This window comes from Psychrobacter sp. NG254, assembly GCF_015277735.1.
GTDB lineage: Bacteria > Pseudomonadota > Gammaproteobacteria > Pseudomonadales > Moraxellaceae > Psychrobacter.
The window spans coordinates 12,613-37,441 of record NZ_JADHDA010000002.1 but is presented as its reverse complement, the minus strand read 5'-3'; the positions used below and the strand labels follow the sequence as shown (position 1 = coordinate 37,441).

Genomic DNA, 24,829 nt, shown 5'->3' with positions numbered 1-24,829 from the left:
TTTTGACCATATATATTGCTAGGGTTTATGTGGTTCAAAGGTAGTAATTGAAACCGTTCGTTTATGACCACCTTTCTAGCAATATTTATGTCTAAATAGACAGTGGCTAGTATAACAAATCCTTGTTAATAGTGGGGTGAATGACTAGGTCTTTTGGATAAAACGTACAGGTATCATTAGATAATAGCTGGCTCATTAAGTATTGGCGCTCATGATTCAAAACACGACATTTGCGTACCTATGTGTAATCCTCTATTATCGAGAGAGCCTCTCTATAGGAAACACTCATGTCGTTTGCTCAAGTCTATACCCGTTCAGTCGTCGGTCTGCACGCACCCAAGGTTATTATTGAGGTGCACTTGTCGCAAGGTCTGCCTGCATTGACCATTGTCGGTCTACCAGAAGCTGCGGTACGTGAGAGCAAAGACAGAGTCCGTTCTGCGATATTGAATTCTGGATTTCAGTTTCCCAATCGCCGCCTCACTATTAACCTAGCACCTGCGGATTTACCCAAAGATGGCGCAAGGCTAGATTTACCGATTGCTATCGGTATTTTGGCAGCCAGTGATCAGCTCGATCCAGAAGTGCTATCAGGGTTTGAGTTCATCGGTGAATTGGCGCTAAACGGAAATCTGCGGCAAGTGACGGGTAGTCTGGCAGTGGCACGAGCAATTAAAGCGGAGCAATTGGCTGTGACGTCATCGAATAGTAATGAGCGACGACTAGATGAACAGCAGGCAGTAGAAGCAGTAACACCAGTCAAATTAATCGTGCCAATGGATAATGGGGCAGAAGCCAGCCGTGTCGAGGGAGTAGAGGTGTTAGGTGCGCAAAGTCTCAAAGCCGTTTGCGACCATCTACAGTCGCTAGCGAATCCAAGCATATCCAATGAGAGTTTGGCAGTTGTTACCCCCAGTCCGGCACCGCAGCATGTGGGTTATCAAGTGGACTTGGCAGATGTCAAAGGTCAGCATCATGCACGGCGTGCATTAGAGATTGCGGCGGCAGGTGGTCACTCGATATTATTTACAGGGCCGCCCGGTTCAGGCAAGACATTGATGGCATCGCGTCTACCGACTATTTTGCCTGATCTTAGTGATGAAGATGCGTTAGAAGTAGCCAGTACGTATTCAGTCGCAGACAGCGATTACGACTATGGCACACGTCCTTTCAGACAAGTTCATCATACGATATCAGCCGTGGCGTTGGTCGGTGGCGGTTCACGTCCGAAACCTGGTGAGATTACCCTTGCCAATAAAGGCGTATTGTTCCTTGATGAATTGCCAGAGTTTGATCGTACGGTGTTAGAGGTGTTGCGTCAGCCATTGGAAGCCAAGCAAATCACCATTAGCCGTGCCAATTCACAGATGACCTTTCCTGCAAATTTTCAATTGGTCGCTGCCATGAATCCCTGTCCATGTGGTTATGATGGCGATACATCAGGGCGTTGCCGCTGTCGGCCCGAGCAAATCAAACGCTATCAAGACAAGCTGTCAGGACCACTATTAGATCGTATTGATTTGCATATCACTGTGCCTGCTTTACCCATTGCTGACTTGCAAAATGCCCAAGCAGGTGAGACCTCTGAACAAGTACGTGTTCGAGTTATTGCTGCTCATAAGCATCAGATGCAGCGACAGCAAAAGGTCAATAATGAGCTGAGCCCTAGCGAGATTGATAAATATATCCAACTAGGAGAGAGCGAGCAGCAGCTATTACAACTCGCTCAGCAGCGTCTGAATTTATCCGCGCGTGGCTACCATCGAGTATTGCGAGTGGCGCGTACTATCGCAGACCTTGCTGATAGTGTAGATATAACGAGTGTCCATGTATCCGAGGCACTCAGTTATCGTAGCAAATAATCGTACTTATCTAAGTCAGTGAACGCCACTACCTTATTACAATACTGTAGAGATGATGCATAAAATATGACGCATGAGAGATGAAGTATGGGTTAAGCCTTGTCTCTCATAATCCAAGTCACCAAATCAGCGAAACCATCAAATGCTTCGGTCGGATTCAACTCACGAATATCTTGCCCGTAGTTATAGCCATAAGACAATCCAAGCGTGTCCATATTGGCATTTTGTCCAGCTAAGATGTCGTTTCTAGAATCACCAATCATAATGGCTTGTTCTGGAGAAACGTTTAATACTTTACAGACATGCAATAGCGGTGCAGGATCAGGTTTTTTGGTCGAGAGGCTATCACCGCCTAACACTTCACTGAATAAGTCTTGCCAGCCAAAGGATTGTAAGATTTTTGGTACAAAACGAATGGGTTTATTGGTCACTAACGCCAGTGTATAACCTGCATTCTTCAGTTTCTTTAGTCCGCTATCGACATCTGGGTAAGCGACGGTTTTGCTGCCACTGAGATTTTTATAAGCCTCAAAAAATATTTGCTCTGCGTGATTGGCTTCCTCGACCGTTAACTCATTTTCTAACACTTCTACCTTACCCACTAGCGCGCGCTCGACCAATAATCTTGAACCATTGCCTATCCAGTTACGTATCATCTCGATAGGGTAGGTCTCTTTGCCCAGCGTGGTTAGCATAGCGTTAGTCGCATCGGCCAAATCAGGCACACTATCAATGAGTGTTCCGTCGAAATCAAAAATCAAAAGTTGCTTATCCATTATTCCTCGCTATTTGAAACAGTTATATTTGTTATATGGGTTGCATCGCGCTTTGTGTCATACCTTAGCATAATCGTGTTTCAAGGCTAAAGAGTTCCCTTACTCAATGTTCAACAGACTCTAATGAACAGAAGCAATCATTCGACATCTTTATAGCGTTCGCGATGCTCTTTTTTCATTCTTAGATAATCTTCGTTTTTACGACACTCGTCCCATTTTTGTTTAAATATGCGTGCAGATTCTGCTTTGATAGGGTCTTCGATTTGCCGTGGTAACTCTTCACGCCCATGCGCACCGCTTTGACCTTTTTTATCATCGGGTACGGCACCTTTATATTTTTTTCCACCTTTATGATTGGCATAGCGGCGGGCACGGGTATAGCCCATTTGAATAAATTTGCGTGCCATATCCGCACCGACAAAGTCATCGTCAGCCAAGTAATCTAAGAACATCTGATAAATAGTATCACTACTCTCGGTCGCAATGTCAGGATCGGCAAAGCGCCAGTGGGGTAGTATTTCTGATTTGTAGGGCTCTACGAGTAGTACACCCTGCTCACCACGGCCAACACGATACAGCTCGGGCTGCGCGCGCAAGTCTAGGTTTTTGTAGTCTAAGTCGTAATCAAACTCTCTCATAACGTTACCTGCTAAGCATATCGATATTTAACACGCCCTAGTATACTGAGCCGAACTGTTGAAAAAACAGCCTATAAATGTTGTTCAGCTGTGACTATCAGGAAACCAATTATCATGAATAAAACCATTGTCAATTACTCAGGCATCATGACATCATTAAAAAATGTACTCATAGCATTGGCCATACTGACAAGCGTGTTGACTACGACTGCAGCTCATAGCGCTTGGTTTGAGGGTTTGATTCCAAAAGGGGAGACATACACGGTACGCGAGATAGATCGTGATTTGGCATTTGTGATTGATGGGTTTATTTATGATGCTCGTAAATCTTGCTTCTTAGCAGTGGGCGATCGGGTTATATTTTTTGAAGGACGTCATGGTATTGATTACCGTGCGACGGTTTATGATTTGGACTCGCGTGAGCGTTGTGAGTTATTATTAAGAAAGCGTTTGTGATAAGTAAGAAAGCGCTTATAGTCAATCCACTATAAAAATATTACTGCGTTAATCTTGCTTGAAGTATTTCATATACATCTGAGCATGTTATCTAAGCATAAAAAAAGCCCCAAACATAAATGTTCGGGGCTTTTTAGAATTCTTAAACGAAATGGTGGCTCGAGGCAGGTTCGAACTGCCGACACACGGATTTTCAATCCGTTGCTCTACCGACTGAGCTATCGAGCCGTCTTCGTTGAGGCGCTATTAAACTAAATATACGCACTGCTGTCAAGCAGTTTTTGCATTATATCTGATAAAAGACGATAAATAGTCAGATATGGGCAAAATTAAACATTCTAGTTGTCAGTTTAGTCTTTGACACGCAGTAGTTCGTACTCGCTCATAATACGATGAATATCCGTATCCACAGGCACAAACTCACGTACGCCTTTCTTCACTTCGGCATCATAGACCAGTTTAATAAACTTGGCATCAATGGCTCGGCCGCGATTTTGCGCATGTACGGTCAGGTATTGTAAGCGCTTAGCATTGGTCTGCCCATCATCAAAGCAGGCAACTGCAGCGATAGGCTTGTCATTGAACATACCGACATAGAGATACTGTCCACGCTTAAATCCTTGCTCAACGAGACTTAACACATCGGCACCACTGGGCTGAGTATCATCGCTGTCATATAAAGCCTGCAGGCGTTCTGCTAGCTCGTTTTCGCGTGCAGGTTTTTTAATCAGTGGTGCATCCAAACTATTGATGGCGATCGCTTCTAAAGGCATAGCAGTTCCTATAAACAGAGGGTTTCTATGATGTGAGACATCATAATGTCATAGAGTGTGGTGTCGCAAATGGTCATGTTATAGCATTAGCGTGCGTCATGATTGATAATACTGAACGCACTATTTTAGCAGAATGACGTAAATTTGTGCGTGGTTTACGGCTTGGACATAGCAGTAAATGTTAGGTTTTGCTATGATGAAGACAGACAACGCTTGAGGCGTGTAGACAGTAATATTATTCGTATCATACGTAAACATTGATAGATTTTTTAAATGTTGCGATATTCACTTATTTAAAGACTCGGGCGTGTTTTCGTCCTATCTTATTGACCGCTTTTCACTGATAAAAAACTGATAGAGAGTAGCCATGACAGCCAATGCAACTGAGCAAAACCCATCACAGAACCCGAACCTACATGGTCGTCCAGCGCGTATCGCCACGGTTGAGCGTATCACTGCAGAGACGCAAGTGAAGTGCACTGTCAACCTTGATGGTACTGGTCAAGGCACTGTAGACACTGGTGTACCGTTTTTGGATCATATGATTGATCAAATCAAGCGTCACGGTTTATTTGACTTGGATATCAAGTGCACAGGCGATACCTTTATCGATGATCACCATAGCGTCGAAGACACCGGTATCACCTTGGGACAAGCGTTCAATAAAGCATTGGGCGACAAAAAAGGTATCCGTCGTTATGGGCATTTTTATGCACCACTCGATGAGTCGTTGACTCGCGCCGTTGTCGATCTATCAGGTCGTCCTGGTTTACACATGGACATTCCGTTTACCCGCTCGCACGTGGGCGGTTTTGATGTTGATTTGTTCAGTGAGTTTTTCTACGGCTTCGTCAATCACTCATGGATGACCGTGCATTTGGATAATCTCAAAGGCAAAAACAGCCATCACCAAATCGAATCAACCTTCAAGGCTTTTGCTCGCGCCCTGCGCATGGCTTGTGAATATGACGAGCGTGCGTTAAATACATTGCCATCGACCAAAGAGGCATTTTAATGGCTAAAGTGACCAAAATTGCACTACTAGATTATGGTATGGGTAATTTGCATTCCGCCAGCAAAGCGTTGTCAGTGGTCGGGGCAGAAGTCTCTATCACCAATGACCCCAAAGTCGTTGCTGCGGCAGACAAGATCGTCTTCCCCGGTGTCGGTGCCATGCGTGATTGTATCGCTGGCATGCAAGATGCTGGGATTGATGAGGTCATACGTCAGGCTATATTTAATAAGCCCGTTATGGCCATTTGTGTGGGTATGCAGGCGTTGTTTGAGCAGTCAGCGGAAAATGGTGGTACAGATTGTCTTGGTATCTTAAAGGGCAGTGTAGAAGCATTTGACCCTACGTGGAAAGACCAGCAAGGCGCTACGATCAAAGTACCACATATGGGCTGGAATACCATCAGTGGTATGGACTTTGACCATCCACTGTGGACAGGTATCGAAGACAACGCGCATTTTTACTTTGTGCACAGCTATTACTGCGAGCCTGCCGATAGCGCACAAGTGGTTGCTATTTGTGATTATGGTCAGCCGTTTTGTGCCAGTGTTATCCAAGACAACTTATTTGCGACCCAGTTCCATCCAGAAAAGAGCCACACCGCTGGTTTGCAGCTGTTAAAGAACTTCGTCGACTGGAATGTATAACTAGACGATAAACGTGAATTGAATGTTTAATTTAGCAGAAGGCAGATTATCCATTGTATAATCTGCCTTTTTTGTTCTCAGATTTTATTATCAGCTGTCAATTTTTAGCCACCACTTTTTAGTCATATTGTTTATAGTCGATTCAATTTAAAAGTAGTACAAGGCAACCGAGTGTAGATGTATATGTGATACTTCAAGCGAGGTTAACGCTGTATACTTTTATAGTGGGATGGCTATAGTGATACGCTCAGTGGTTCTCTGCTCGCTTATATTTGGAATATCTCAGTGGATTTTACTGCCTTTAAAATGAATGTTGTTGAAACAACGGGCCTTGCCAAAGATGCGCTACATATCTATGTTGGCATCGGTGTCTACCTGCTGTGCCTCATGGTACTACGCCCTATCATCAGGAGCCAAAATCTTAGATCGTTTGTCGCTCTAATCGCCGTAACCAGCATTGCATTGTTGGGTGAGTATTTGGACAATCGAGAGACGATTGAATCGCTAGGCCTAACGGGTTTAAGCCGTGAACAGCTGACCGCCAGTATCCGTGATTTGATTAATACCTGCATGCTGTCTTATGTGCTATATGCGTTGAATAAATGGACCAAGATATTTCATCCAACCAGTAAGCCTGCCTCACTGACCAAGCGACATAAAAAAACGGACTATTAATCAGTCCGTTTTTTTCGTTTTACTATTTGAATTTTGATTCTAGCAGCTAATCTTATTTTTTAGCTTCATCATACAACTCACGTACCACTTCACCAATCACTCTAATACCATCGGTCAGCGTCTGCTCGTCAGCCGCGATACTCATACGAATACATTCATGTGCGTGTTGATAATCGCTAACATCGACACCGGGGAAGAAGTATTCGCTTGGCACAATAAGCGTGCCTTTTTCTTTGAGACGTTCGTATAGCTCAAGCGTGCTAATCGGTAAGTCTTTAAACCATAACCATAAGAAAATCGCGCCTTCAGGCTTATGAATCATCAATGGATAATCACCCAAGGCTTCTTTTAACAGCTTCACGGCAAGGGTCGCCTGCTTTTGATAAAACGGCTTGATCTCATTATCAGCTAACTGCTTGATACGGTCATTCTCTACCAGTGGCGTGGCAATCGCTGCACCAAAGCGTGTTGGGGCTAGATTCACTACCGCATTCATCGCGCTGACCGCTTCGATCACTTTGGCATCGGCCACGATAATACCCGTACGCATACCGGGCAGGCCAATTTTAGACAGGCTAAAGCACAGAATCGTATTGTCATCCCACGTCAAATGCGCGTCTGAATAGATGATGTTAGGGAAGGGCATACCGTAGGCATTATCGATGATAAGCGGTATGTCATAACGCTTGGCAATCTCGGCCAAATGCGCCATTTCTTCATCCGTCAGTACGTTGCCCGTCGGGTTGGTCGGGCGTGAGCAGCAAATCGCGCCAATACGGCCCTCGATCAGCGCTGGCAAGTTCTCTAATGCGTCAAAATCGACACGATATTTAAAGAAACCTTCCGCGCCGTCATGAGTCACTTCATCGATATGTGGCAATACCGCTGCGAAATGCTGACCTTCGACATGCACGTCGCTATAGCCGATATATTCAGGGGTCAATGGCAGTAGAATGGATTTGTCGATAGATTCGCTTGTTTTATCTTGATTGCTTTCATCAGCGAAAGCGCCGCCAAACAGATTAAACAGATAGAAAAACGCATTCTGTGAGCCATTGGTCAGGGCGATATTTTCTGAGGTGAGATTCCAATCATAATGACGGTTAAAGAAGCCAACCAACGCATCGATAAAGGCCGAATCACCTTGTGGATTAGAGTAATTCGCCATGCTAATAATCGCGCTACTATTGGGCACGCCTGCATCGTTATCAGTGCCTAGCGCCTTATAAGTCTCTAGAAATAGCTCATTGACCGCATCAATTTTGGCAGGATTACCACCGCCCAGCATGTTGACGGGCTGATCGCTTTTTAGCGCATCGCCAAGATCGTCCATCAATTGTGAGATGCCAGTGGGTTGGGTGAATTTTTGACCGAACTTTGAGAATTTCATAAGACTACCATGCTGTTTTGGAGGATGTTGTAAGAAGGGATTTGATTGATAAAAGTTAGGCTAGTATAGCAAATGAGGGCTAGGTAATCCCCCCAATAAATAAGCAAACTACATGGCTGATATTGGTTTATATGGCTATACGCCCTACGAAGCAAAAAACGCCTTCTAGGTGAATAGAAGGCGTTCTGTTTTTGTAGCTAATCCTACTTTGCGCTTGTAGTTGGCATTCTGTGGCGCACAGCACCTAAACAAAGTAGTGTTCCAACGTTCGAGCGACTACTTCTGTGCAAGGTGCTGTAAGCGTCACACTCTACCAAGCTACCACTTCAATCGAGGCTAAAACGCTCCCTAAGGTGAGTATTGTTAAATGGACAAAAGCTTAATAAAAAATAGGTGATATCTATAACTCAATAAAAATATTAGTTAGATAATTTTTTATCTATATTTCTACTATTATGAAACCTCTGTAAATCATAGAATTTTTGATGGTTATATGCTTTTATATCTTTTAGTATATTCTTATATTTACTGAATAATTCATCAATATAATCGACCTTCTCTCCTTCACTGTCAATATAGTATTGTCTGAAACTTTCAATACTAAAAATATATTCACCATTTTCGTCAGTATGAAAAAAGAGATTTAGATTAATAGTTAATTCCTTAAATACATTTAAACTATATGCATCAGTATTGTTATCAAATTCATGTATTTTTTCAAAGACAGTAAAATCTATAATATCTTCTAAATATTTCTTTAAGGATATATCATACCGTCGCTCATTTCTCTTTCTAGTAATTAGTTTACATTCAACCTGCTCATCACTTTCGCTATCACTTTTATTCAAATAAGCGTTAATAAGTTCTTCTTTAGATATATTTAATGAGGATAGGATACTCGAGCGATCTTTGTAGTACTGTCTATATGGTTCAAAAACCACCTCTTCCTCAGGAAGTATTTTTTGAGTATAAAACTCATAAATGCTAGGCCCTGAATAATTATCACTTAGAACAACATAGTATTGATAAGTTGAGAATAACTCTATATAACATACTAGTAATTTTGGGTTGAGTATAGAATTGAATAATATTAAAGTATGTATAGGATATGGCTGGAATTTAGGTTTATAATCTTCAATTATTTTATCAATTATACCTAAAGGATAAAAAAACATTACAGATTTAGCTTCTTTAAAATTAGCGGTATTACTATTATCTTCAATTTGTAGTACTAAGTTTAGTTCATCTCTAGGTATTTCATGAAATGAAGCGTAGTTTACTGCTATTTTAGCTAAACCTTGCTTAAATGTATAATTATCCATTTTAAAGTCAAAAGAAGTCATGCCATATAAGTCGTCACAAAATACTATCTCTGGTAAAGGTATACAAGGATTTTTATTTTTAAAATCAGAAACTACTTTTTTCTTAAAATATTTAGCTGTTTCTGAGTTTGAGTAGATTGTTACTTTTTTGCCATCATCGCTATATATTTCAAAAGGTTTGTTAGGGTGTACTTTTCCTTTAGACCAAGTTACCCCTATCTTCCTCTCATCCAGTATTTTTTGTATTTCAGGTATGAAAGCCTGATGATTTCCTGTTATCTGCTTTCCATTTATATCCTTTCTATCTCTTTTTATTCCCAATAATACTGATGTCTGTTCAAATATTTTATTAAAATCTATATCTATATCATCGTTAAGCTTTGAACCACATCTTTCACATAGTATATTTTTAGATGTGAGGCTTCCACCTATAGCTTGCTGAATTATATGTTCTTTGTGCTTTTTTACAGATGAGCCATTAAACTCTAAACCGCATAAATAACATTTTTCCATGGAAAGTACCTATTGATATTAATTTATATTTTTGTATGCTCAATCATATAGATATCAGAATATTTCCTCCATATTTTTGCAAGCTCATCAAAATCAAGTTTATCGTTTTGCCTCTGGAAGATTAGATTTCCATGCTTTTTGCTGTCATAAGCTACTTTGTTCTCATGTTTCCAATGGTTTTCTAAATGAATTTTTTTGTGAGGAACAGGATACTTACCATCCCAAAGTATATATTCAGTTAATACTCTTAATATATCTTCCTCACCCTTTGTTAGTTTCAGGTTTGCTGAATTGGCAAGATCAACTAGCTGATGTGTAGCAGAAAAGTTGAGACCTCTTTGAATAGAAATTGATTTGAAGAGTAATTCAAAGGATAAGCCTATTAGCATCTTATAGGATGACCAGCATGCGACAGCGTTAGCATCACTACTATCCATTGCTTCCCATAAAACTTTTGCCGATATGAGTAAGTCACTAGCCTTACTATGCCAGTACGATGAGTTTGCGGTCCGTAGTTTAAATTGAGATTCATAAGGATCCATTTAATTACTTCCTTTATCGTCAGTTAAAGATTAAGTTTGGGTTTTAAGTGTTCAGAAATATTTCTAATCTTAACCCTTACCTTACCTAAACTAGCAGATAATAATGACTTAAAAACCCCAATTAAGGGGTTTTTTCGTATAAAGCCAAAACCGAATACGCTTAAACCATCGCCCGCACCCTAGCCATAATCCCGCGTCCAATCACCAAGCGTACATAAATAATAGCAATGGCAAACAGCAAGGCAACTAACGCAATACCGCCAAGTCCTAAGTTTGCCCACGGCACACTAAAGCGCAGATTGAACCACTGAGTAACCGCCAGCCACGCACCGCCAGTAGCGATAATCACCGCAAATGTCGCCGCACTAATCCCAAGCACACCCAGCTCTAAAATATTGAGCATGTACAAGTCACGCTTTTGCATACCGAGTAGCCTAAACGAAGCACTCTCTTTCATACGATCTTGTGACGTAGAGAGTAGCGAGCTGATGAGCACCATGATGCCCGTGAGCAAGGCAAGCAACGTAAAGATATAGACCAAGCGGCTCATCTGCGCGACCAACCCTTGGACTTGCTCCGCGATAATCGTACCGTCAATACTGGTCACAGCAGGGAATTCGCGTACCAGCTCACCTTGCAGGTCAGGAATATCATCGGCAGAGACATGCGCCGTCGCAAATTGAATTTGCGGTGCGCTAGCCAGTATCTCAGGCTCAAATAAGAAGTAGAAAAACGGACTAGGGCCACGCTCGAAACGCGAGCGAATACTGGTAATCTCGCCAACCAACTCGATACCTTGAATATTAAAGCTGATCTGATCACCCATGCCGACGTTCAGCATTTCGGCTGCCGTGTCCAAAATAGACAATGGCTGCACTTGCGAAATCGCAGAGGCACTCGCATCTTGATTTTCAATGGGCGTATAAAGCGCATCGTCAGTCAGCGACTCAGTAATGAACTCTGTGTCCATGATCGTATCGGAATAACTTAGATTGAACACGCGAGTAGGGTCGTCTTCGCCTTCAGGCGCGTCGATATCTTTGGGTTCGACACCATTGGCCGTACCGATACGTGCTCGAATCACTGGATAATACGTCACAGGTTCTTTGAGAATACTGTCTATCTTATCGTGCTGCTCGGTTTGCACATCTAACAAAAACAGATTCGGCGCATCTTCAGGATACGCATTGATAAACTGCTCATTGATACTGTGATTAATCGACGTGATAAGGGTCAATACCGCAACGGATAATGATAATGTCACAAAGAACAACGCTGACTGATTGCCTTTACGCGCCAAGTTATGAATGGCAATGCGCTGCATCCAGCTGATTTTTTTACCAGTAGCGATGCGCGCCAGCAACCAGAGCCAACCGCGTGCCAATGCCCAAAATATCGCGATGAATACAATCAATCCGACCAGTATCTGTGCGCCCAACGCTAAAGATTGCACTTCATAAGCTAGGAAGGCATAGAGTCCGATGAATAATAAACCATAGCGTAACAATGGTATCCGCTGCTGCCAAGGCAAACGTTTTGATGATTGACCAGTACTTTGATTAAGCAGTGCCGCAGGTTTCGTACCATCAAGCGCGCGCAGACTGCGCTGGGTAATCAGTAGCGTCATGACAAGGGCGATGACAATCGTCTTGAAGATACTAATCGGATTAATCGCCAATCCTAAATCTGACGGTAAAATAGCTGTCAGATACGGCTGACCAATCTTGAGTAATACAAGGCTTAGCGATACGGCAGCGACGCAGGCCAAGACAGACATGATTAATAGCAGCCAGTAATAGCTACGCTTAATCGAACGATTGGTCTCACCCAGCGCCATGCGTATAGCATCGTTGGATTGCTGCTTGGTCACAAACGCGGTGATGACCCCATACATGGCAACCGCAGATAATAATAGAACGGCAATGACTAATAGCTTAAGGAACATCAATACATTATCAGAGATACGTGAGACAGATGTCTCCTCTGAGGTAGGGTCAGACATCTCTATATCAGGATAGTTGACGAGCATCTGCGTCAACTGCTCACGCTGAGTGGCAATGACTTCTGGCGTGCCTGCCATCTCGATTTGGTAACTGACTCGGCTGCGCTGACCGATTAGATCGGTCGCTTCTAAGGCGTCTTGCTGCATCATGACGCGACCACCAAAGCCAAAGGCCGTTAGTGGGCGATCCGGCTCTTTGACGAGCTCATCACTGATGGTGAATTTTCCCTCACCAATATTGATACTGTCACCAATCGACACGTTTAAACTTCTAAGAACCTCAGGCGCAACCACCACGTTTGTTGTACTTAGCTGCTCGGACAAGGGTTTGCCTGATGCCAGTTCAACCTCACCGTATAAAGGATAGGCCGCCGTGACACCTTTGATACGAGCCAATAGCGTTTGGTCTGCTGCGACCAACATAGCATTGAACTGATAATCATAAACCGTTTGGCTATCAGGTAATGTCTGTACCTGTGCTAATACTTCCTCAGGCCATGCTTGATTGCTTTCTAGTATTAAGTCACCACCAACGAGTGCCAGCTGATTGTCATTGACATAGGTGTTTACTGACTGTTGGATAGAGTCCAATGTCAGATAAGTCGCAAGCGATAGCATCAACGTAAGTAGGAATAGCAGGGGATATACCCAGCGTCGCCACCAACTGCGAGACAAAGCCTGTGCGCCTAAGGTTCGGCTGCTAAAAAAACCGCCACTTTTAGCATTAGCAGTTTTATTATTGATAGCAGTATCGTTTTCTGTGATTGTGGCTTTAGTCATAAGTTTTTTGCTTAATCGATAGAAGTGTTAAGATGTTTTAGAGGTTTCATCAGGTAACCAAATATAGATAAAGTCGAACAACTCTGCATCTGTCATATCAGTTAACGAATGAACGAATTTTTTATCTTTGACTTTCTTGTATACCGCACTAGACACTACTTTTTGATAAAGAAGAGATTTACCTTTTACTTGCTGCTCAAACCATTGGCTATCTATTTCGCTAGGTAAGCTATAAAACAAAGAAAAGTCTAGCTGTTCACTGAGGCGGTTCAACTTTTCGTATTTGTGAGTATCAAAGTAATACAGATGTCTTAATACATCATTCTGTAGTGTGTTTTGCCGATTGTGTAGTAATTCCAAAAAACAAAGATACTCTTCATCATGTTCCATAAAGTAAACTAAGGGATATAGAAGATAGCAATTCGCGCTACAATATCCCTTGTTTATTGCTTGTAAAGTAAGCTGACTTACCTCGTCTTTGTTCGCATTGATAAAAGGTTTTGAGTAATGCTCTAATATAAAGGAGAGTGCAAAAATAATGGAATAATCGTCTGAGCTAGCCATCTGTTTTAGATAATAAAGCGCGTTATCTAGTTTATAGATTGAAACTAATTTATTAATGGCTTGGCTATAGTCTTCGGTTTCAAAAGTGAAATTGCCAGCAATTAGCTGCTTTGCTAACCTTTCTATTTCGAGAGCTTCCATCGCACTGACCTTATTTAAAAATGAAGAAAAAATTCTTATTTAGCTCTCAACCTGTCCATCATGCATGGTAATGACGCGATCTGCCATGTCCGCCAGTGCAGGGTCATGGGTCACGACGACCAATGCTGAACCGACTTTTTGTCGTAAATCTAACAATAGCTGCATGACTTGGTCGGCGTTTTGCTCATCCAAGTTACCCGTAGGTTCATCCGCGAACACGATTTTTGGATGCGAGACCAGTGCGCGAGCGACAGCAGTACGTTGCTGCTCACCACCTGATAATTGATTGGGCAAGCTATCACGTCTATGACCGAGTCCAACGGCTTCGATTAACTCATCAACTCGTGCAGGGTTTGGCTGTCGTGCGATATCTAACGGAAAGGCAATATTCTCTGCCACGGTTAACGTTGGCAGTAGATGAAATGACTGAAACACAAAGCCCATGTCACGCTGACGGATAGCCGCCAGTGCATCTTCATCAAGGCTGCTGAGCATTTGACCTGCCAGCTCAACCGTGCCACTGTCAGGGTAGTCTAATGCGGCCAGCAATCCCAATAACGTCGATTTACCAGAGCCAGACTTGCCCACAATGACCACAAACTCGCCCGCATTAATATGAACGTTCACATCTTTAATAATAGATAGAGTCTGCTCACCGACTTGCACGGTTTTGTTTAAATGCGAGGCGGTCAATAATGCTTTTTCTGTAGCGGTAGGCGTCGTCACTGTGTCCGCTGAAGGTGATGATGTCATTGCGTGGTCTCAGTTGGCGTATTGTTTGATGCTAGTTCATTAGGCGTTTTTGATGCTGTCGTATTAGTGCTATTACTGGCTTTCAATTTTTCAATCTCAGGCTTTAAAATAGGCAAGATATTGTCTTTGACGATAATCTGATAGCCTTCCTTGGTTGGATGAATCGCATCGGCTTGGTTCAGCTCAGGGTCACCGCCCACACCTTCTAAAAAGAAGGGAATAAGTGGCACATTCATGTCTTTGGCCACACGAGGGTAGATGTCTGAAAACGCGGAAACATAGTCATTACCGAGATTGTCATAAATCGACATACCACCCAAGATAACGTGACTACCATTGTCTTGTAGAGTCTTAACCGCAGTACGGATGTTTTTTTCAATGGTAACCACATCTAAGCCGCGAATGGCATCATTGGCACCAATTGTCAAAATAGTAATATCAGGTTTGGTCTGCGCTACCCAATCTAGACGATTCACTAAGCCAGTACTGGTTTCACCGCTTAGACCTGAGTTGATGACTTTGGCATTGGTATAGCCCAACTCTTTTAAGCTGGCTTCTAATTGCGCAGGATAATTGGCATCACTATCAACACCAAGACCTTCAGTCAATGAGTCGCCAAGCGCTAATATCGTCAGTGGCGAATTGATTTGTTGGTCAGTGGATACTGGCGCGTCAGCCGTGACTTGGCTGGTATTGGTTTGAGTGCTTGTTTGAGTATTGATGGCTTGAACGTCAGTGTTTTGCGAACTGGTATTTTGCGAATCAGTCGCGTCAGTTGGTTCAGCGTCTTTTTGGCAACCACTGATAGCCACGGCGATGGTCAGCACTGCCATTGCTGGCAAGTTTCGAGAGAAATGAGAAGATACTTTCATGATAATTATTCTGTCCTATATGCAATCGAACCAGTGTAGCAAAATACGACAGAGACCAGTATTGCCCTACGGTTAATGTAAGGGTCTTTTTATTGCGCTTTAGCAATCAAAGCTTTGTTAAAATTAAAGCTTTTTTAGCGTTAAATATATTTGCCATCGACCATGACCGGGCGACTGATGAGCCAAGCAATCACCACGTTTAGCATCATCAGTACTAGCAGGATAAGAAGCGGTATGCTCCAGCTGCTCGTCGTTTCATGGAGCCAACCGGTGCCTAACGGCCCAAAAAATGCAATGACATAGCCAACGGCTTGCGCCATACCAGACAGCTCGCTTGCCTGATTGGTGGTGTAGGTTCGCAATGAGAACAGCATCATGCTCAAGGTAAAAATCGCCGCACATCCCATGCCCATCATTCCTGACCAGAGCCATGCCAAATCAGTCGATAGATAGCTGACACCCAACACCCCAACCACATTGAGCACCGCAGCAAACACCGCGAGCGCTTGGATCGGGCGACCACGATTGATGAGCCATGTCAGACTCAAAATAGAGACGGGTGCCATAAACTGAAACACGGAATTCATTTGCCCGGCACTCACCACAGACAAACCTTTACTGACCCAAATGGATGGCAAAAAACTGGCGACGGTATAAAATAACAAGGACTGTAGCCCCATAAACACAGCTATCTGCCACGCAAAAGGCGTACGCCACATCGATATATCAGAGGTCTCCGATATAGAGGGCACAATCGCTTGATGGTTCGAAGAGCCCAAACGCACACGTAAAAATAGCCAAATAACGATCGCAAAAATGCCCAATAGCGACCATCCACCCAGTGCCCATTGCCAGCCCACTTGCTCAGATAGTGGCAGTACAACGCCTGCGACGATGCCTGCCGTTACTGTCATCGTCAAACTAAAAAGCCCCGTTATCAATGGGATATGCTTGGGTGTGCGCTGCTTGATAACAGGGGACGCTAGTGTATTGGCAAAGCCGATGGCCAAGGTTAGCAGTAATGTCCCGATTAAAAACCCAGACCAAGTGGGGATAACCGTACGAATAATCATACCGGCGGTTAATAGCCCAATCATCGCAATCAGCGTGTTTTCCAGTCCGAATCGTTTGCCAATGGTTGGAGAGATGAGCGCCCCAATCGCAAACGTTAGCATAGGAACTGCGCCTAGCCAGCCAATTTGAAACTCAGAGATATCGAGTGCTTCTTGCACCACTGGGGCAATAGAGCCAAGCGCTACGATAGGCGCGCGCATATTGGTCGCCAGCAGTATGATGGCGCACAGCACTAGCCAAAAGGTAAAACGTGAGGAGGGCAGGCTGGATGAGGTAGACATAGCAATACAACGATAGCAGCGAAAAAAGACACGTTATTCAACATCGCCGACACATCGCCGCTTATCAAACAACACCTATCAAACAACATCATAGAGAGTGTAACAAGAGACTAGCGGTTAGCCTAGATAAAATAGAGAACATTTGAAGAGTTTTTTATGAAAGTATTTGCTCATATTTCTGCTATTAATTAGCATGAAATGCTCGTATAGATAGTGAGAGTGCACCTTAATATAGTAATGTTTACTTTAAACGCTGGATACGATAGCCGATTATAAAGGCTTCGGGTAATAAAATAGCGCCAAGTCATCTTCGGACGACTTGGCGCTATTATAAGAACAGATGTTAGCTAAATACTATCTGTGTCCGGTAACCGGTGATAGTCTTATACGGGCTTGCCCAACTGCGCAGCTCTCAATGCATTTTCTTGTTGTTCAGAAATGATAGAGTCGCATTTGTTAGGATCATCGCCGCAGTATGAGCATTTTTCGTTGCCCATCAGTTTAGCGACACCGCCACAAGATCCTCTAAGCGGCTTTTTTTTGACCATATAACCAACACCCATAAAGATAAAAAATAGGACAAAGACGGTAAAGGTAATGGCAAGCATGGGAAGCAATTGGCTAAGCATAGAGGAAACCTCGTTTTTTAAAAGTGGGACAGTTGAGACGAAACAAAGCACTCTGTCTTCGATATCAACGATAATTTAGTATAACAAATTTTGGTGTCGCTCGTTGTGCGTTATCGTACTCTCTTGTTTCAGACATATAACGTTGCTAAGGTTTTTTATCAGCACGCAATGCCTGCATGGCAGGGGTTTGTATCACTTGCCAGTCATCGATACTCTCATCAGAACCATCGGCTTTTGCTCGATCAGTCAACACGACAAACATAGCCGCTAGATTTTGTGCTTTAGCGACCTCCACTGCTTTGTGATAGGGCATAGCAGTGAGCGCGGTGGCCCAAGCATCAGCCAGTGCGACGGAGTCCGCTGCCACCGTGACTGAGGGTGCACCACCAGCGATAGGCTCTCCAGTGGTCGGGTCAATGGTATGACTATAGCGTTTGCCATTGAATATAACAGAATTGCGATAGTTACCAGAGGTTGCCAGATGCATTTGGGTCGCTGTGTTTTTTGGTTGGCGAATCGCAGAGATGCTTTGGCGCTCGCTCACGGTGCTGCCTTCGATAGGCGCATCAATCGCAATTTGCCATGGCTGCTGTTGGTTGTTCACACCAGAAGTCGAAATCTCTCCACCAATCTCAACCATATAATTGCGAATCTTATAATCCTCTCTCAATACGTCAGCGATGACATCGACGCCATAGCCTTTGGCAACTGCTGAGAAATCAAGACCGACACCGTCTTTGGTCTTATAAACGGTTTTATCTTTTTGCACGACACTCTCAAAATCGACCAATGCTTTTGCTTGGGCAATCTCAACGGCAGTGGGTGGGCTTTGTAAGCGATCAACGGTCATGGTACTGCCAAACCCCCACGTTTCTACCAATGGCATCACAGTGGGATCAAAAGCACCGCCAGATTGTTCATAGACGATACGTGAGACGTCGAGCACGCGACTAAAATCTGCATCGATAGTGATGGGTGTCTCTTTGCCCAGTTGATTGAACTTGGATATGGTTGAATCGCTTTGATAAGTCGACATGCTGTCATTGATTTGTTTTAGACGCTCATCGATTGATGCTTTTATGGCAGCTTCATCTGCATCTTCAGGTAGCTGATAGCTAATATGATAGCTTGTACCCATGGTCTCACCAATCAGATAGTCATAATCTGGTGTTTGTTGACAAGCGCTGAGGCTTACGATGCTGGCAAGACTAACAATGCCAAACAAAGCGTTTTTGGTGGTTTTTTTGGGAAGTGAGCGAGGTATTGTATTTTTCATAATATAGTCAGTATGGTGCAAAAATGAGAAGGGGTATAAAACAAGCCTTGCTTATTTTACACCCCTTAAACCCAAAAGTACCCATGATGACAACGTTAAGTGACAATTTGGTTGATGACCAAACTTAGGTGACCTGTGATTCACGAATCAGCTTATAGAGTTTGGGCGGTGACACACGGTTGACTCGGGTTGCCAGCTTTTCTTTTTTGCCAGCAACGATGATGTATTCTTCACCTTTTGTGAGCGCCTTAACAACCTGTTTGGCAAATTCTGTCGCAGTCAACCCTTTCTTGGTGGCATCATCCATCGTACCTTGTGCGCTACCGTCACCTGTTAAGGCATTGATAGAAACATTGGTCTGGATAAATCCTGGGAATATGGTGGCAACCTCTATCCCTTGCTCATGTAATTCAGCACGCAAGCTGTTTGCCCACATATGCAGCGCCGCTTTGGCAGCACCATACGCACCGCGATACTGAGTCCCTAACAGGCCTGCTACGCTGGATACCATAACCACTTTGCCGCCACCTTGTGTGATCATATCTGGTAGCACCAATCGTGTCAGGCGAGTCTGGGCAAAGTAATCTATCTCCATGATTTGACGTTCGACCTCTTCCTCGGTATCCATGATGAGCGCGCGTTGACTGATACCGGCATTGTTAATCAGCCAATCGATCTTTCCTGCTTGTGCTATCGCCATCTCATAAGCAGATTTTGCTTGACTGGCATCACTGATATCAAAGGGAATGACAATATGTGTGTTAGGACGCTTGCAGCGTTGTTTGACTGTGTCTAATCTTTCCTGATCGCGTCCACTTAAAATAATCCGAGCACCTTTTTTGGCAAAGGCAATGGCAAGGGCTTCTCCAATACCGCTAGAGGCACCTGTAATCCAAATGGTGAGATCTTTGTATTTCGTTTTCATAAGCATCCTTTCTTAATGGTTAGATAGCTCATCATATAGGATAATAAAGCCAGTCTACCAATTAGATTTGTAGTCTCAACAACCACAATTGTATCTAGAAAAAATACAAAAAAAAGAGCCTCAATTGAGACTCTCTTTATATATGTTATTCAGTTTACTGCTTTGCTTAACCACCGAAGTCATCAAGCATGATGTTTTCATCTTCAACACCCATGCTATGTAGCATGTCGATGACTGCAGCATTCATCATCGGTGGCCCACACATGTAATATTCACAGTCTTCTGGGTTTGGATGACCTTTCAGATACTCTTCTAATAAGACGTTATGGATAAAGCCGGTGTAGCCTGTCCAGTTGTCTTCAGGAAGCGGATCTGATAATGCCACATGCCACTCAAAGTTAGAAAAATCTTCTTGAAGTTGATCATAGTCTTCAACGTAGAACATCTCGCGAATAGAACGTGCACCATACCAAAAACTGATTTTACGGTCTGTATTCAAACGCTTAAGCTGATCGAAAATGTGCGAGCGCATTGGTGCCATACCTGCACCACCACCGACGAAGATCATTTCAGCTTCAGTTTTCTTAGCAAAGAACTCACCGTAAGGACCTGATACCGTTACTTTATCGCCAGGCTTTAAGCTAAATGTCCAAGAAGACATCTTACCTGGTGGGATACCATCTGGACCACGTGGTGGTGGGCTTGCGATACGAATATTGAACTTGATAAGACCTTTTTCTTCAGGATAGTTGGCCATTGAATAAGCACGGATAACAGGCTCATCAACTTTTGATACATAGTTGAAGATACCAAATTTTTCCCAATCTTCGCGATATTCTTCTGCAACATCAAAGTCTTTATAGTGCACTTCATGTGGTGGCGCTTCTAGCTGTACATAACCACCAGCGCGGAAGTTAACTTCTTCGCCTTCAGGGATTTTTAGTACCAGCTCTTTAATGAAGGTGGCAACGTTATCATTAGAGACAACCTCACATTCCCATTTTTGTACATCAAAAAACTCAGGGTCAATCTCGATTTTCATGTCTTGCTTAACAGCTACCTGACAAGCTAAGCGCATGTGATTGCGGATTTCGCCTTGAGTAAAATAGCCTTCTTCAGTCGGCAAGATCGAACCGCCGCCTTCAATAACGCGGCAACGACACTGCGCACAGGTACCACCGCCACCACATGCTGAAGATAAGAAAATACCTTCGCTCGCAAGTGTTTGCAGTAGTTTACCGCCCGCTGGTGTCACGACGTCATTATCGGAATTATCATTGATATGGATGGTAACATCGCCTGAACTGACCAGTCTTGAGCGCGCCGCCAAAATAATGGCGACAAGGCCCATGATGATCAAGGTAAACATAGCAACGCCACCAATCGCCGTAGCGTAATCCATGGTAGGTATCCTTAATCTATGGAGTAGGGGAGCGAAAGAACGTCATAACGTTTTTCTGAACCCCTACCGAATAAATGAATTAAATAGGTCAAATCGCTAAATAAGTGTTTAAGCTTAGCGGTCTAAATTGACATACCGCCGAAAGACATAAAGCCAAGTGACATCAGACCAACGGTGATAAACGTAATACCAAGACCACGCAGCGGTGCTGGGATGTCTGAGTATTTCAGTTTTTCACGGATACCAGCCAATGCGGTAATCGCTAATGCCCAACCAAAACCTGCACCCACACCATAAACGACTGATTCGCCGAAGTTATAGTCACGCTCAACCATAAATAATACACCACCTAAGATGGCGCAGTTTACAGTGATGAGTGGTAAGAAAACACCAAGGGCGTTGTATAGACTAGGAACGAACTTATCCAAGAACATTTCTAAAATCTGTACGGTAGCGGCAATAAGACCAATATAACTAAGCAAACCTAAGAAGCTTAAATCGATATCAGGGAAACCTGCCCATGCCAGTGCACCATCTTTTAGGATGAACTGGAATAGTAAGTTGTTTAATGGAACCGTAATCGCCATGACGACGACGACAGCAACACCAAGACCAATAGCGGTTGAAACCTTCTTTGATACTGCCAAGAAAGTACACATACCTAAGAAGTAGGCAAGCGCCATATTCTCAATAAAGACTGAGGTTATAAATAAACTAACATAATGTCCCATTAGTGACCGCCTCCATGTGCCATGCCTTTAGACTGCGGCTTCATTACAAATTCAGCTTCTTCAACCTGTTCTGGTTTCCAAATACGGACGATGACAATGAACAAAGCAATGATAAAGAATGCTGACGGTGGCAATAATAGTAGGCCGTTTGGTATATACCAACCGCCGTCAGTCACTGGTTGTAGAATAGTGATACCGAACCAAGTACCTGCGCCTAATAGCTCACGGATAGTGGCAACGAACAGTAGTACCGCAGAGTAGCCAAGACCATTACCAATACCATCTAAAAAGCTCGGTACTGGTGGGTTGCTCATAGCAAACGCTTCAGCACGGCCCATCACGATACAGTTCGTGATAATCAGACCAACGAAAACTGACAAGCCTTTGCTCACATCGTAAGCGACAGCTTTTAGTACCTGATCGACCAAGATAACCAATGAGGCAATGATGGTCATCTGCACGATGATACGAATACTTGATGGAATCTGTTTACGAATAATCGAGATAAAGAAGCTCGAAAATGCCGTTACCAGTGTCAATGCTACACACATAACCATGGCATTTGCCATGCTTGTGGTGACCGCTAGTGCCGAACAGATACCTAAAATCTGTAGGGCAATAGGGTTATTATCAAAGACAGGCGAGGTTAAAATACTTTTAGTGTCAGCCATGTTAAGCCTCCTTGCCGTTTGCTACTGGTAGTTTTGCTGCCAGTTCGGTTTTAGGTTGAGCGGTTTTCTTTGATTGATTTGCTTGTGTCTCTGCATTATCAACTGTCTGACCACCCTCTTTGCGCAGCATATCTAGATAAGGCTTATAACCTTGCTCGCCTAACCAAAACTGAATCATGTTACTGACACCGCGACTAGTCAATGTCGCACCGCTGATACCATCAACCCAGTTGTCTTTTGGATTACCTGCTTTGGTCACACCAGTAGCAACTTCACCGTTTTCATCATAAGACTGGATACCAGTCCACTTGGCGCGCCACTCTGGCTCTTCGATACGAGCACCCAAACCTGGGGTTTCTTTATGCTCATAGAAGCTGATACCTTTGATGGTATTCATGTCGCTCTCAAGCGTCAAGAAACCATAGATAGTACCCCATAGTCCGTAACCTTGAATAGGTAATACGACGACTTCAGGTTGACCAGCATCGTCTTTTTTGACATAGACTTTGGCATATTTAGGCTTACGACCGATACCCGCAGGATCATCGTTACCTAGGTCGTCACTCAATGCTTGATTCTTAGTCGCTTGACTAGCGTCATAAGCATTGCGATCAGGGATACCTGCGTCTGCTAGCGTTGCATCATCGACATAGTTGCCTTTGTTTAAGTCAATAATCTCGACATCAAAGTCTTTGAATCGTTCGGCGACATCGTCTTGTGTGTCAGACTCAGCATCGTACATGTCAGCCGCGACCAGGATGTTTTTGTTACGGTCTAAACGCGCGTTTTCAAGCTGAGCTGGCTTTAGGCCAACTGCAACTGCTGAGACTAATACTGAACACACCAAGCATAGCGTTAGTGCCACACTGATGGTTTTCGCATTATTACTTTTGGGCTTGGACATAACGAACCCTCCGAGCTGTTTGGCGTTTGATGTTTGCTTGGGTCACAAAGTAATCAAACAATGGCGCAAATAAGTTGGCGAATAGAATGGCCAGCATGATGCCTTCTGGGAAAGCTGGGTTGATGACACGAATCAATACCGTCATAAAACCAATCAAGATACCATAAGCCCAGCGGCCTTTATTGGTATGTGCAGCTGACACTGGATCAGTTGCCATAAACACTGCACCGAAGGCAAAACCACCGATGACTAAGTGCCAATAGAACGGCAAGTTCATCATCATGTTGTCTTTAGAGCCAATCATGTTGAAGATAAGTGAGGTAGCCACAAGACCAACCACACAACCTGCCATGATGCGCCATGAGGCAATACGCGTCCATAATAGGACAGCAGCACCCATTAAGATTGCTAGTGTTGATACTTCACCGATACTGCCTTGCATGTTACCGAAGAATGCATCACTCCACGTGATCGCATTGCCATAGACGTCGACGAAATCTTGAGGAGAGACACCAAGTGCCGCAAGACCAAGAGGCGTTGCTCCTGAAAAACCATCAACCGCTGTCCATACAGAGTCACCAGACATATAGGCTGGATAAGCAAAGTATAGGAATGCACGACCCGATAGGGCAGGGTTAAGGAAGTTTTTACCTGTACCACCGAATACTTCTTTGGCTACGACCACACCAAAGATAATACCCAAGGCAACTTGCCATAAAGGAATATCTGGTGGTAAACATAGTGCAAATAGTACCGAGGTCACAAAGAAGCCTTCGTTGACTTCATGCCCGCGTACCACGGCAAAGATAATCTCACAGAGAATACCAACGGCAAATGTCACAAGGTAAATAGGTAGGAACTGCATGGCACCGTAGACAAAACTTGCCCAGACACTGTCTGGGTTATAGCCTGCCATGCTAGTGATAACCGTACGCCAGCCTTCAGGCTGCAAGCCAAGCTGAGCAACCGCCGTTAGCGCTTGATGACCGATATTGTACATACCCCAAAACATCGCTGGGAAAGTACATAGCCATACAGTAATCATAATGCGCTTTAGATCAATCCCGTCGCGTACGTGTGATGACGCATATGTGGTTGAGTCTGGTTGACGCAAAAACGTATCAAACATCTCAAAGATGGCATAGTATTTTTCGTGTTTGCCGCCTTTGGTAAAAGATGGCTCCATACGATCGAACATATTGTGTAAAAATTTCATCG

At 43.7% G+C, this 24,829-nt stretch carries 24 protein-coding genes and 1 tRNA gene; 5 read left to right on the top strand and 20 right to left on the bottom strand.

Going from position 1 to position 24,829, the window contains the following annotated elements:
* Window positions 1-287 precede the first annotated feature (287 nt).
* The gene (locus IP510_RS02820) at window positions 288-1,862 is read left to right on the top strand and encodes a YifB family Mg chelatase-like AAA ATPase (RefSeq protein ID WP_194363295.1); all 1,575 of its coding nucleotides are present in this window, start codon (window positions 288-290) and stop codon (window positions 1,860-1,862) included.
* Window positions 1,863-1,954: 92 nt separating this feature from the next.
* On the opposite strand, the gene IP510_RS02815 is transcribed toward IP510_RS02820, so the two are convergent.
* Window positions 1,955-2,638, bottom strand: a complete 684-nt coding sequence (locus tag IP510_RS02815) for a phosphoglycolate phosphatase (RefSeq protein ID WP_194363294.1) — start codon at window positions 2,636-2,638, stop codon at window positions 1,955-1,957.
* Window positions 2,639-2,775: 137 nt separating this feature from the next.
* Complete coding sequence (locus IP510_RS02810; RefSeq protein WP_194363293.1) at window positions 2,776-3,276, bottom strand: DUF4385 domain-containing protein; 501 nt, start codon at window positions 3,274-3,276, stop codon at window positions 2,776-2,778.
* 114 nt (window positions 3,277-3,390) lie between these two features.
* On the opposite strand from IP510_RS02810, the gene IP510_RS02805 reads away from it, so the two are divergent.
* Complete coding sequence (locus IP510_RS02805; RefSeq protein ID WP_194363292.1) at window positions 3,391-3,732, top strand: hypothetical protein; 342 nt, start codon at window positions 3,391-3,393, stop codon at window positions 3,730-3,732.
* Between the two features lie 152 nt (window positions 3,733-3,884).
* Here the strand turns inward: IP510_RS02805 and IP510_RS02800 are convergent.
* Together IP510_RS02800 and IP510_RS02795 are read right to left on the bottom strand one after the other, a co-directional pair.
* Window positions 3,885-3,960, bottom strand: a tRNA-Phe gene (locus IP510_RS02800).
* Window positions 3,961-4,082: 122 nt separating this feature from the next.
* The gene (locus IP510_RS02795; protein WP_194363291.1) at window positions 4,083-4,505 is read right to left on the bottom strand and encodes a hypothetical protein; all 423 of its coding nucleotides are present in this window, start codon (window positions 4,503-4,505) and stop codon (window positions 4,083-4,085) included.
* Between the two features lie 367 nt (window positions 4,506-4,872).
* On the opposite strand from IP510_RS02795, the gene hisB reads away from it, so the two are divergent.
* The 3 genes from hisB (at window position 4,873) to IP510_RS02780 (ending at window position 6,839) form a co-directional block, all read left to right on the top strand.
* A complete protein-coding gene (gene hisB, locus IP510_RS02790) occupies window positions 4,873-5,520 on the top strand; it encodes an imidazoleglycerol-phosphate dehydratase HisB (protein WP_110922184.1) in 648 nt (215 codons plus the stop codon).
* Window positions 5,520-6,164 carry an imidazole glycerol phosphate synthase subunit HisH gene (hisH, locus tag IP510_RS02785; protein WP_194363290.1) on the top strand — a complete coding sequence of 215 codons (645 nt, stop codon included), beginning with the start codon at window positions 5,520-5,522 and terminating at the stop codon, window positions 6,162-6,164. Before hisB ends, hisH begins: the two co-directional genes overlap by 1 nt.
* 285 nt (window positions 6,165-6,449) lie before the next feature.
* A complete protein-coding gene (locus IP510_RS02780; RefSeq protein WP_194363289.1) occupies window positions 6,450-6,839 on the top strand; it encodes a hypothetical protein in 390 nt (129 codons plus the stop codon).
* Between the two features lie 52 nt (window positions 6,840-6,891).
* Here the strand turns inward: IP510_RS02780 and IP510_RS02775 are convergent, their stop codons facing one another.
* The 16 genes from IP510_RS02775 to IP510_RS02700 form a co-directional block, all read right to left on the bottom strand.
* Window positions 6,892-8,229: a valine--pyruvate transaminase gene (locus IP510_RS02775; protein ID WP_194363288.1), complete on the bottom strand. Its 1,338-nt coding sequence runs from the start codon at window positions 8,227-8,229 to the stop codon at window positions 6,892-6,894.
* A gap of 419 nt (window positions 8,230-8,648) precedes the next feature.
* On the bottom strand, window positions 8,649-10,064 hold the full coding sequence (locus IP510_RS02770) for an HNH endonuclease (RefSeq protein WP_194363287.1): 1,416 nt from the start codon (window positions 10,062-10,064) through the stop codon (window positions 8,649-8,651).
* A gap of 23 nt (window positions 10,065-10,087) precedes the next feature.
* Window positions 10,088-10,606 (bottom strand): hypothetical protein, encoded by a 519-nt coding sequence (locus IP510_RS02765; protein ID WP_194363286.1) that lies wholly within the window; start codon window positions 10,604-10,606, stop codon window positions 10,088-10,090.
* Window positions 10,607-10,766: 160 nt separating this feature from the next.
* On the bottom strand, window positions 10,767-13,388 hold the full coding sequence (locus IP510_RS02760; RefSeq protein WP_194363285.1) for an ABC transporter permease: 2,622 nt from the start codon (window positions 13,386-13,388) through the stop codon (window positions 10,767-10,769).
* Window positions 13,389-13,415: 27 nt separating this feature from the next.
* Complete coding sequence (locus IP510_RS02755; protein WP_194363284.1) at window positions 13,416-14,093, bottom strand: hypothetical protein; 678 nt, start codon at window positions 14,091-14,093, stop codon at window positions 13,416-13,418.
* 39 nt (window positions 14,094-14,132) lie between these two features.
* Window positions 14,133-14,846: an ABC transporter ATP-binding protein gene (locus IP510_RS02750; protein WP_194363283.1), complete on the bottom strand. Its 714-nt coding sequence runs from the start codon at window positions 14,844-14,846 to the stop codon at window positions 14,133-14,135.
* On the bottom strand, window positions 14,843-15,718 hold the full coding sequence (locus IP510_RS02745; protein ID WP_194363282.1) for an arylesterase: 876 nt from the start codon (window positions 15,716-15,718) through the stop codon (window positions 14,843-14,845). The genes IP510_RS02750 and IP510_RS02745 overlap by 4 nt, the downstream gene beginning before the upstream one ends.
* Window positions 15,719-15,858: 140 nt before the next feature.
* On the bottom strand, window positions 15,859-17,073 hold the full coding sequence (locus IP510_RS02740; protein WP_194363281.1) for a CynX/NimT family MFS transporter: 1,215 nt from the start codon (window positions 17,071-17,073) through the stop codon (window positions 15,859-15,861).
* 383 nt (window positions 17,074-17,456) lie between these two features.
* Window positions 17,457-17,702, bottom strand: coding sequence for a (Na+)-NQR maturation NqrM (nqrM, locus tag IP510_RS02735; protein WP_194363280.1), 246 nt, complete (start codon window positions 17,700-17,702; stop codon window positions 17,457-17,459).
* 145 nt (window positions 17,703-17,847) lie between these two features.
* Entirely contained in the window at window positions 17,848-18,978 is a 1,131-nt protein-coding gene (locus tag IP510_RS02730; RefSeq protein WP_194363279.1) for an FAD:protein FMN transferase, read from the bottom strand.
* A gap of 124 nt (window positions 18,979-19,102) precedes the next feature.
* Complete coding sequence (locus IP510_RS02725; protein WP_194363278.1) at window positions 19,103-19,903, bottom strand: SDR family NAD(P)-dependent oxidoreductase; 801 nt, start codon at window positions 19,901-19,903, stop codon at window positions 19,103-19,105.
* A 166-nt stretch (window positions 19,904-20,069) separates the two neighbouring features.
* Window positions 20,070-21,305 carry an NADH:ubiquinone reductase (Na(+)-transporting) subunit F gene (gene nqrF / locus IP510_RS02720; protein WP_194196320.1) on the bottom strand — a complete coding sequence of 412 codons (1,236 nt, stop codon included), beginning with the start codon at window positions 21,303-21,305 and terminating at the stop codon, window positions 20,070-20,072.
* A gap of 122 nt (window positions 21,306-21,427) precedes the next feature.
* A complete protein-coding gene (gene nqrE / locus IP510_RS02715; protein ID WP_011281361.1) occupies window positions 21,428-22,036 on the bottom strand; it encodes an NADH:ubiquinone reductase (Na(+)-transporting) subunit E in 609 nt (202 codons plus the stop codon).
* Entirely contained in the window at window positions 22,036-22,707 is a 672-nt protein-coding gene (locus tag IP510_RS02710) for an NADH:ubiquinone reductase (Na(+)-transporting) subunit D (RefSeq protein WP_110924425.1), read from the bottom strand. Before IP510_RS02710 ends, nqrE begins: the two co-directional genes overlap by 1 nt.
* Window position 22,708: 1 nt before the next feature.
* Entirely contained in the window at window positions 22,709-23,611 is a 903-nt protein-coding gene (locus IP510_RS02705; RefSeq protein WP_194363277.1) for a Na(+)-translocating NADH-quinone reductase subunit C, read from the bottom strand.
* Window positions 23,592-24,827 carry an NADH:ubiquinone reductase (Na(+)-transporting) subunit B gene (locus IP510_RS02700; protein ID WP_194363276.1) on the bottom strand — a complete coding sequence of 412 codons (1,236 nt, stop codon included), beginning with the start codon at window positions 24,825-24,827 and terminating at the stop codon, window positions 23,592-23,594. Before IP510_RS02700 ends, IP510_RS02705 begins: the two co-directional genes overlap by 20 nt.
* Window positions 24,828-24,829 lie beyond the last annotated feature (2 nt).

Bases quoted from the DNA above. Each gene is read 5' to 3' on its own strand.
- IP510_RS02820 (WP_194363295.1), top strand. From the start codon at position 288: ATGTCGTTTGCTCAAGTCTATACCCGTTCAGTCGTCGGTCTGCACGCA.
- IP510_RS02745 (WP_194363282.1), bottom strand. From the start codon at position 15,718: ATGAAAGTATCTTCTCATTTCTCTCGAAACTTGCCAGCAATGGCAGTG.
- IP510_RS02710 (WP_110924425.1), bottom strand. From the start codon at position 22,707: ATGGCTGACACTAAAAGTATTTTAACCTCGCCTGTCTTTGATAATAAC.
- nqrE (WP_011281361.1), bottom strand. From the start codon at position 22,036: ATGGGACATTATGTTAGTTTATTTATAACCTCAGTCTTTATTGAGAAT.
- IP510_RS02770 (WP_194363287.1), bottom strand. From the start codon at position 10,064: ATGGAAAAATGTTATTTATGCGGTTTAGAGTTTAATGGCTCATCTGTA.
- IP510_RS02775 (WP_194363288.1), bottom strand. From the start codon at position 8,229: ATGAAATTCTCAAAGTTCGGTCAAAAATTCACCCAACCCACTGGCATC.
- IP510_RS02805 (WP_194363292.1), top strand. From the start codon at position 3,391: ATGAATAAAACCATTGTCAATTACTCAGGCATCATGACATCATTAAAA.
- IP510_RS02810 (WP_194363293.1), bottom strand. From the start codon at position 3,276: ATGAGAGAGTTTGATTACGACTTAGACTACAAAAACCTAGACTTGCGC.
- hisB (WP_110922184.1), top strand. From the start codon at position 4,873: ATGACAGCCAATGCAACTGAGCAAAACCCATCACAGAACCCGAACCTA.
- IP510_RS02760 (WP_194363285.1), bottom strand. From the start codon at position 13,388: ATGACTAAAGCCACAATCACAGAAAACGATACTGCTATCAATAATAAA.
- nqrF (WP_194196320.1), bottom strand. From the start codon at position 21,305: ATGGATTACGCTACGGCGATTGGTGGCGTTGCTATGTTTACCTTGATC.
- IP510_RS02740 (WP_194363281.1), bottom strand. From the start codon at position 17,073: ATGTCTACCTCATCCAGCCTGCCCTCCTCACGTTTTACCTTTTGGCTA.
- IP510_RS02705 (WP_194363277.1), bottom strand. From the start codon at position 23,611: ATGTCCAAGCCCAAAAGTAATAATGCGAAAACCATCAGTGTGGCACTA.
- IP510_RS02795 (WP_194363291.1), bottom strand. From the start codon at position 4,505: ATGCCTTTAGAAGCGATCGCCATCAATAGTTTGGATGCACCACTGATT.
- hisH (WP_194363290.1), top strand. From the start codon at position 5,520: ATGGCTAAAGTGACCAAAATTGCACTACTAGATTATGGTATGGGTAAT.
- IP510_RS02700 (WP_194363276.1), bottom strand. From the start codon at position 24,827: ATGAAATTTTTACACAATATGTTCGATCGTATGGAGCCATCTTTTACC.
- IP510_RS02725 (WP_194363278.1), bottom strand. From the start codon at position 19,903: ATGAAAACGAAATACAAAGATCTCACCATTTGGATTACAGGTGCCTCT.
- IP510_RS02730 (WP_194363279.1), bottom strand. From the start codon at position 18,978: ATGAAAAATACAATACCTCGCTCACTTCCCAAAAAAACCACCAAAAAC.
- nqrM (WP_194363280.1), bottom strand. From the start codon at position 17,702: ATGCTTAGCCAATTGCTTCCCATGCTTGCCATTACCTTTACCGTCTTT.
- IP510_RS02765 (WP_194363286.1), bottom strand. From the start codon at position 10,606: ATGGATCCTTATGAATCTCAATTTAAACTACGGACCGCAAACTCATCG.
- IP510_RS02755 (WP_194363284.1), bottom strand. From the start codon at position 14,093: ATGGAAGCTCTCGAAATAGAAAGGTTAGCAAAGCAGCTAATTGCTGGC.
- IP510_RS02815 (WP_194363294.1), bottom strand. From the start codon at position 2,638: ATGGATAAGCAACTTTTGATTTTTGATTTCGACGGAACACTCATTGAT.
- IP510_RS02750 (WP_194363283.1), bottom strand. From the start codon at position 14,846: ATGACATCATCACCTTCAGCGGACACAGTGACGACGCCTACCGCTACA.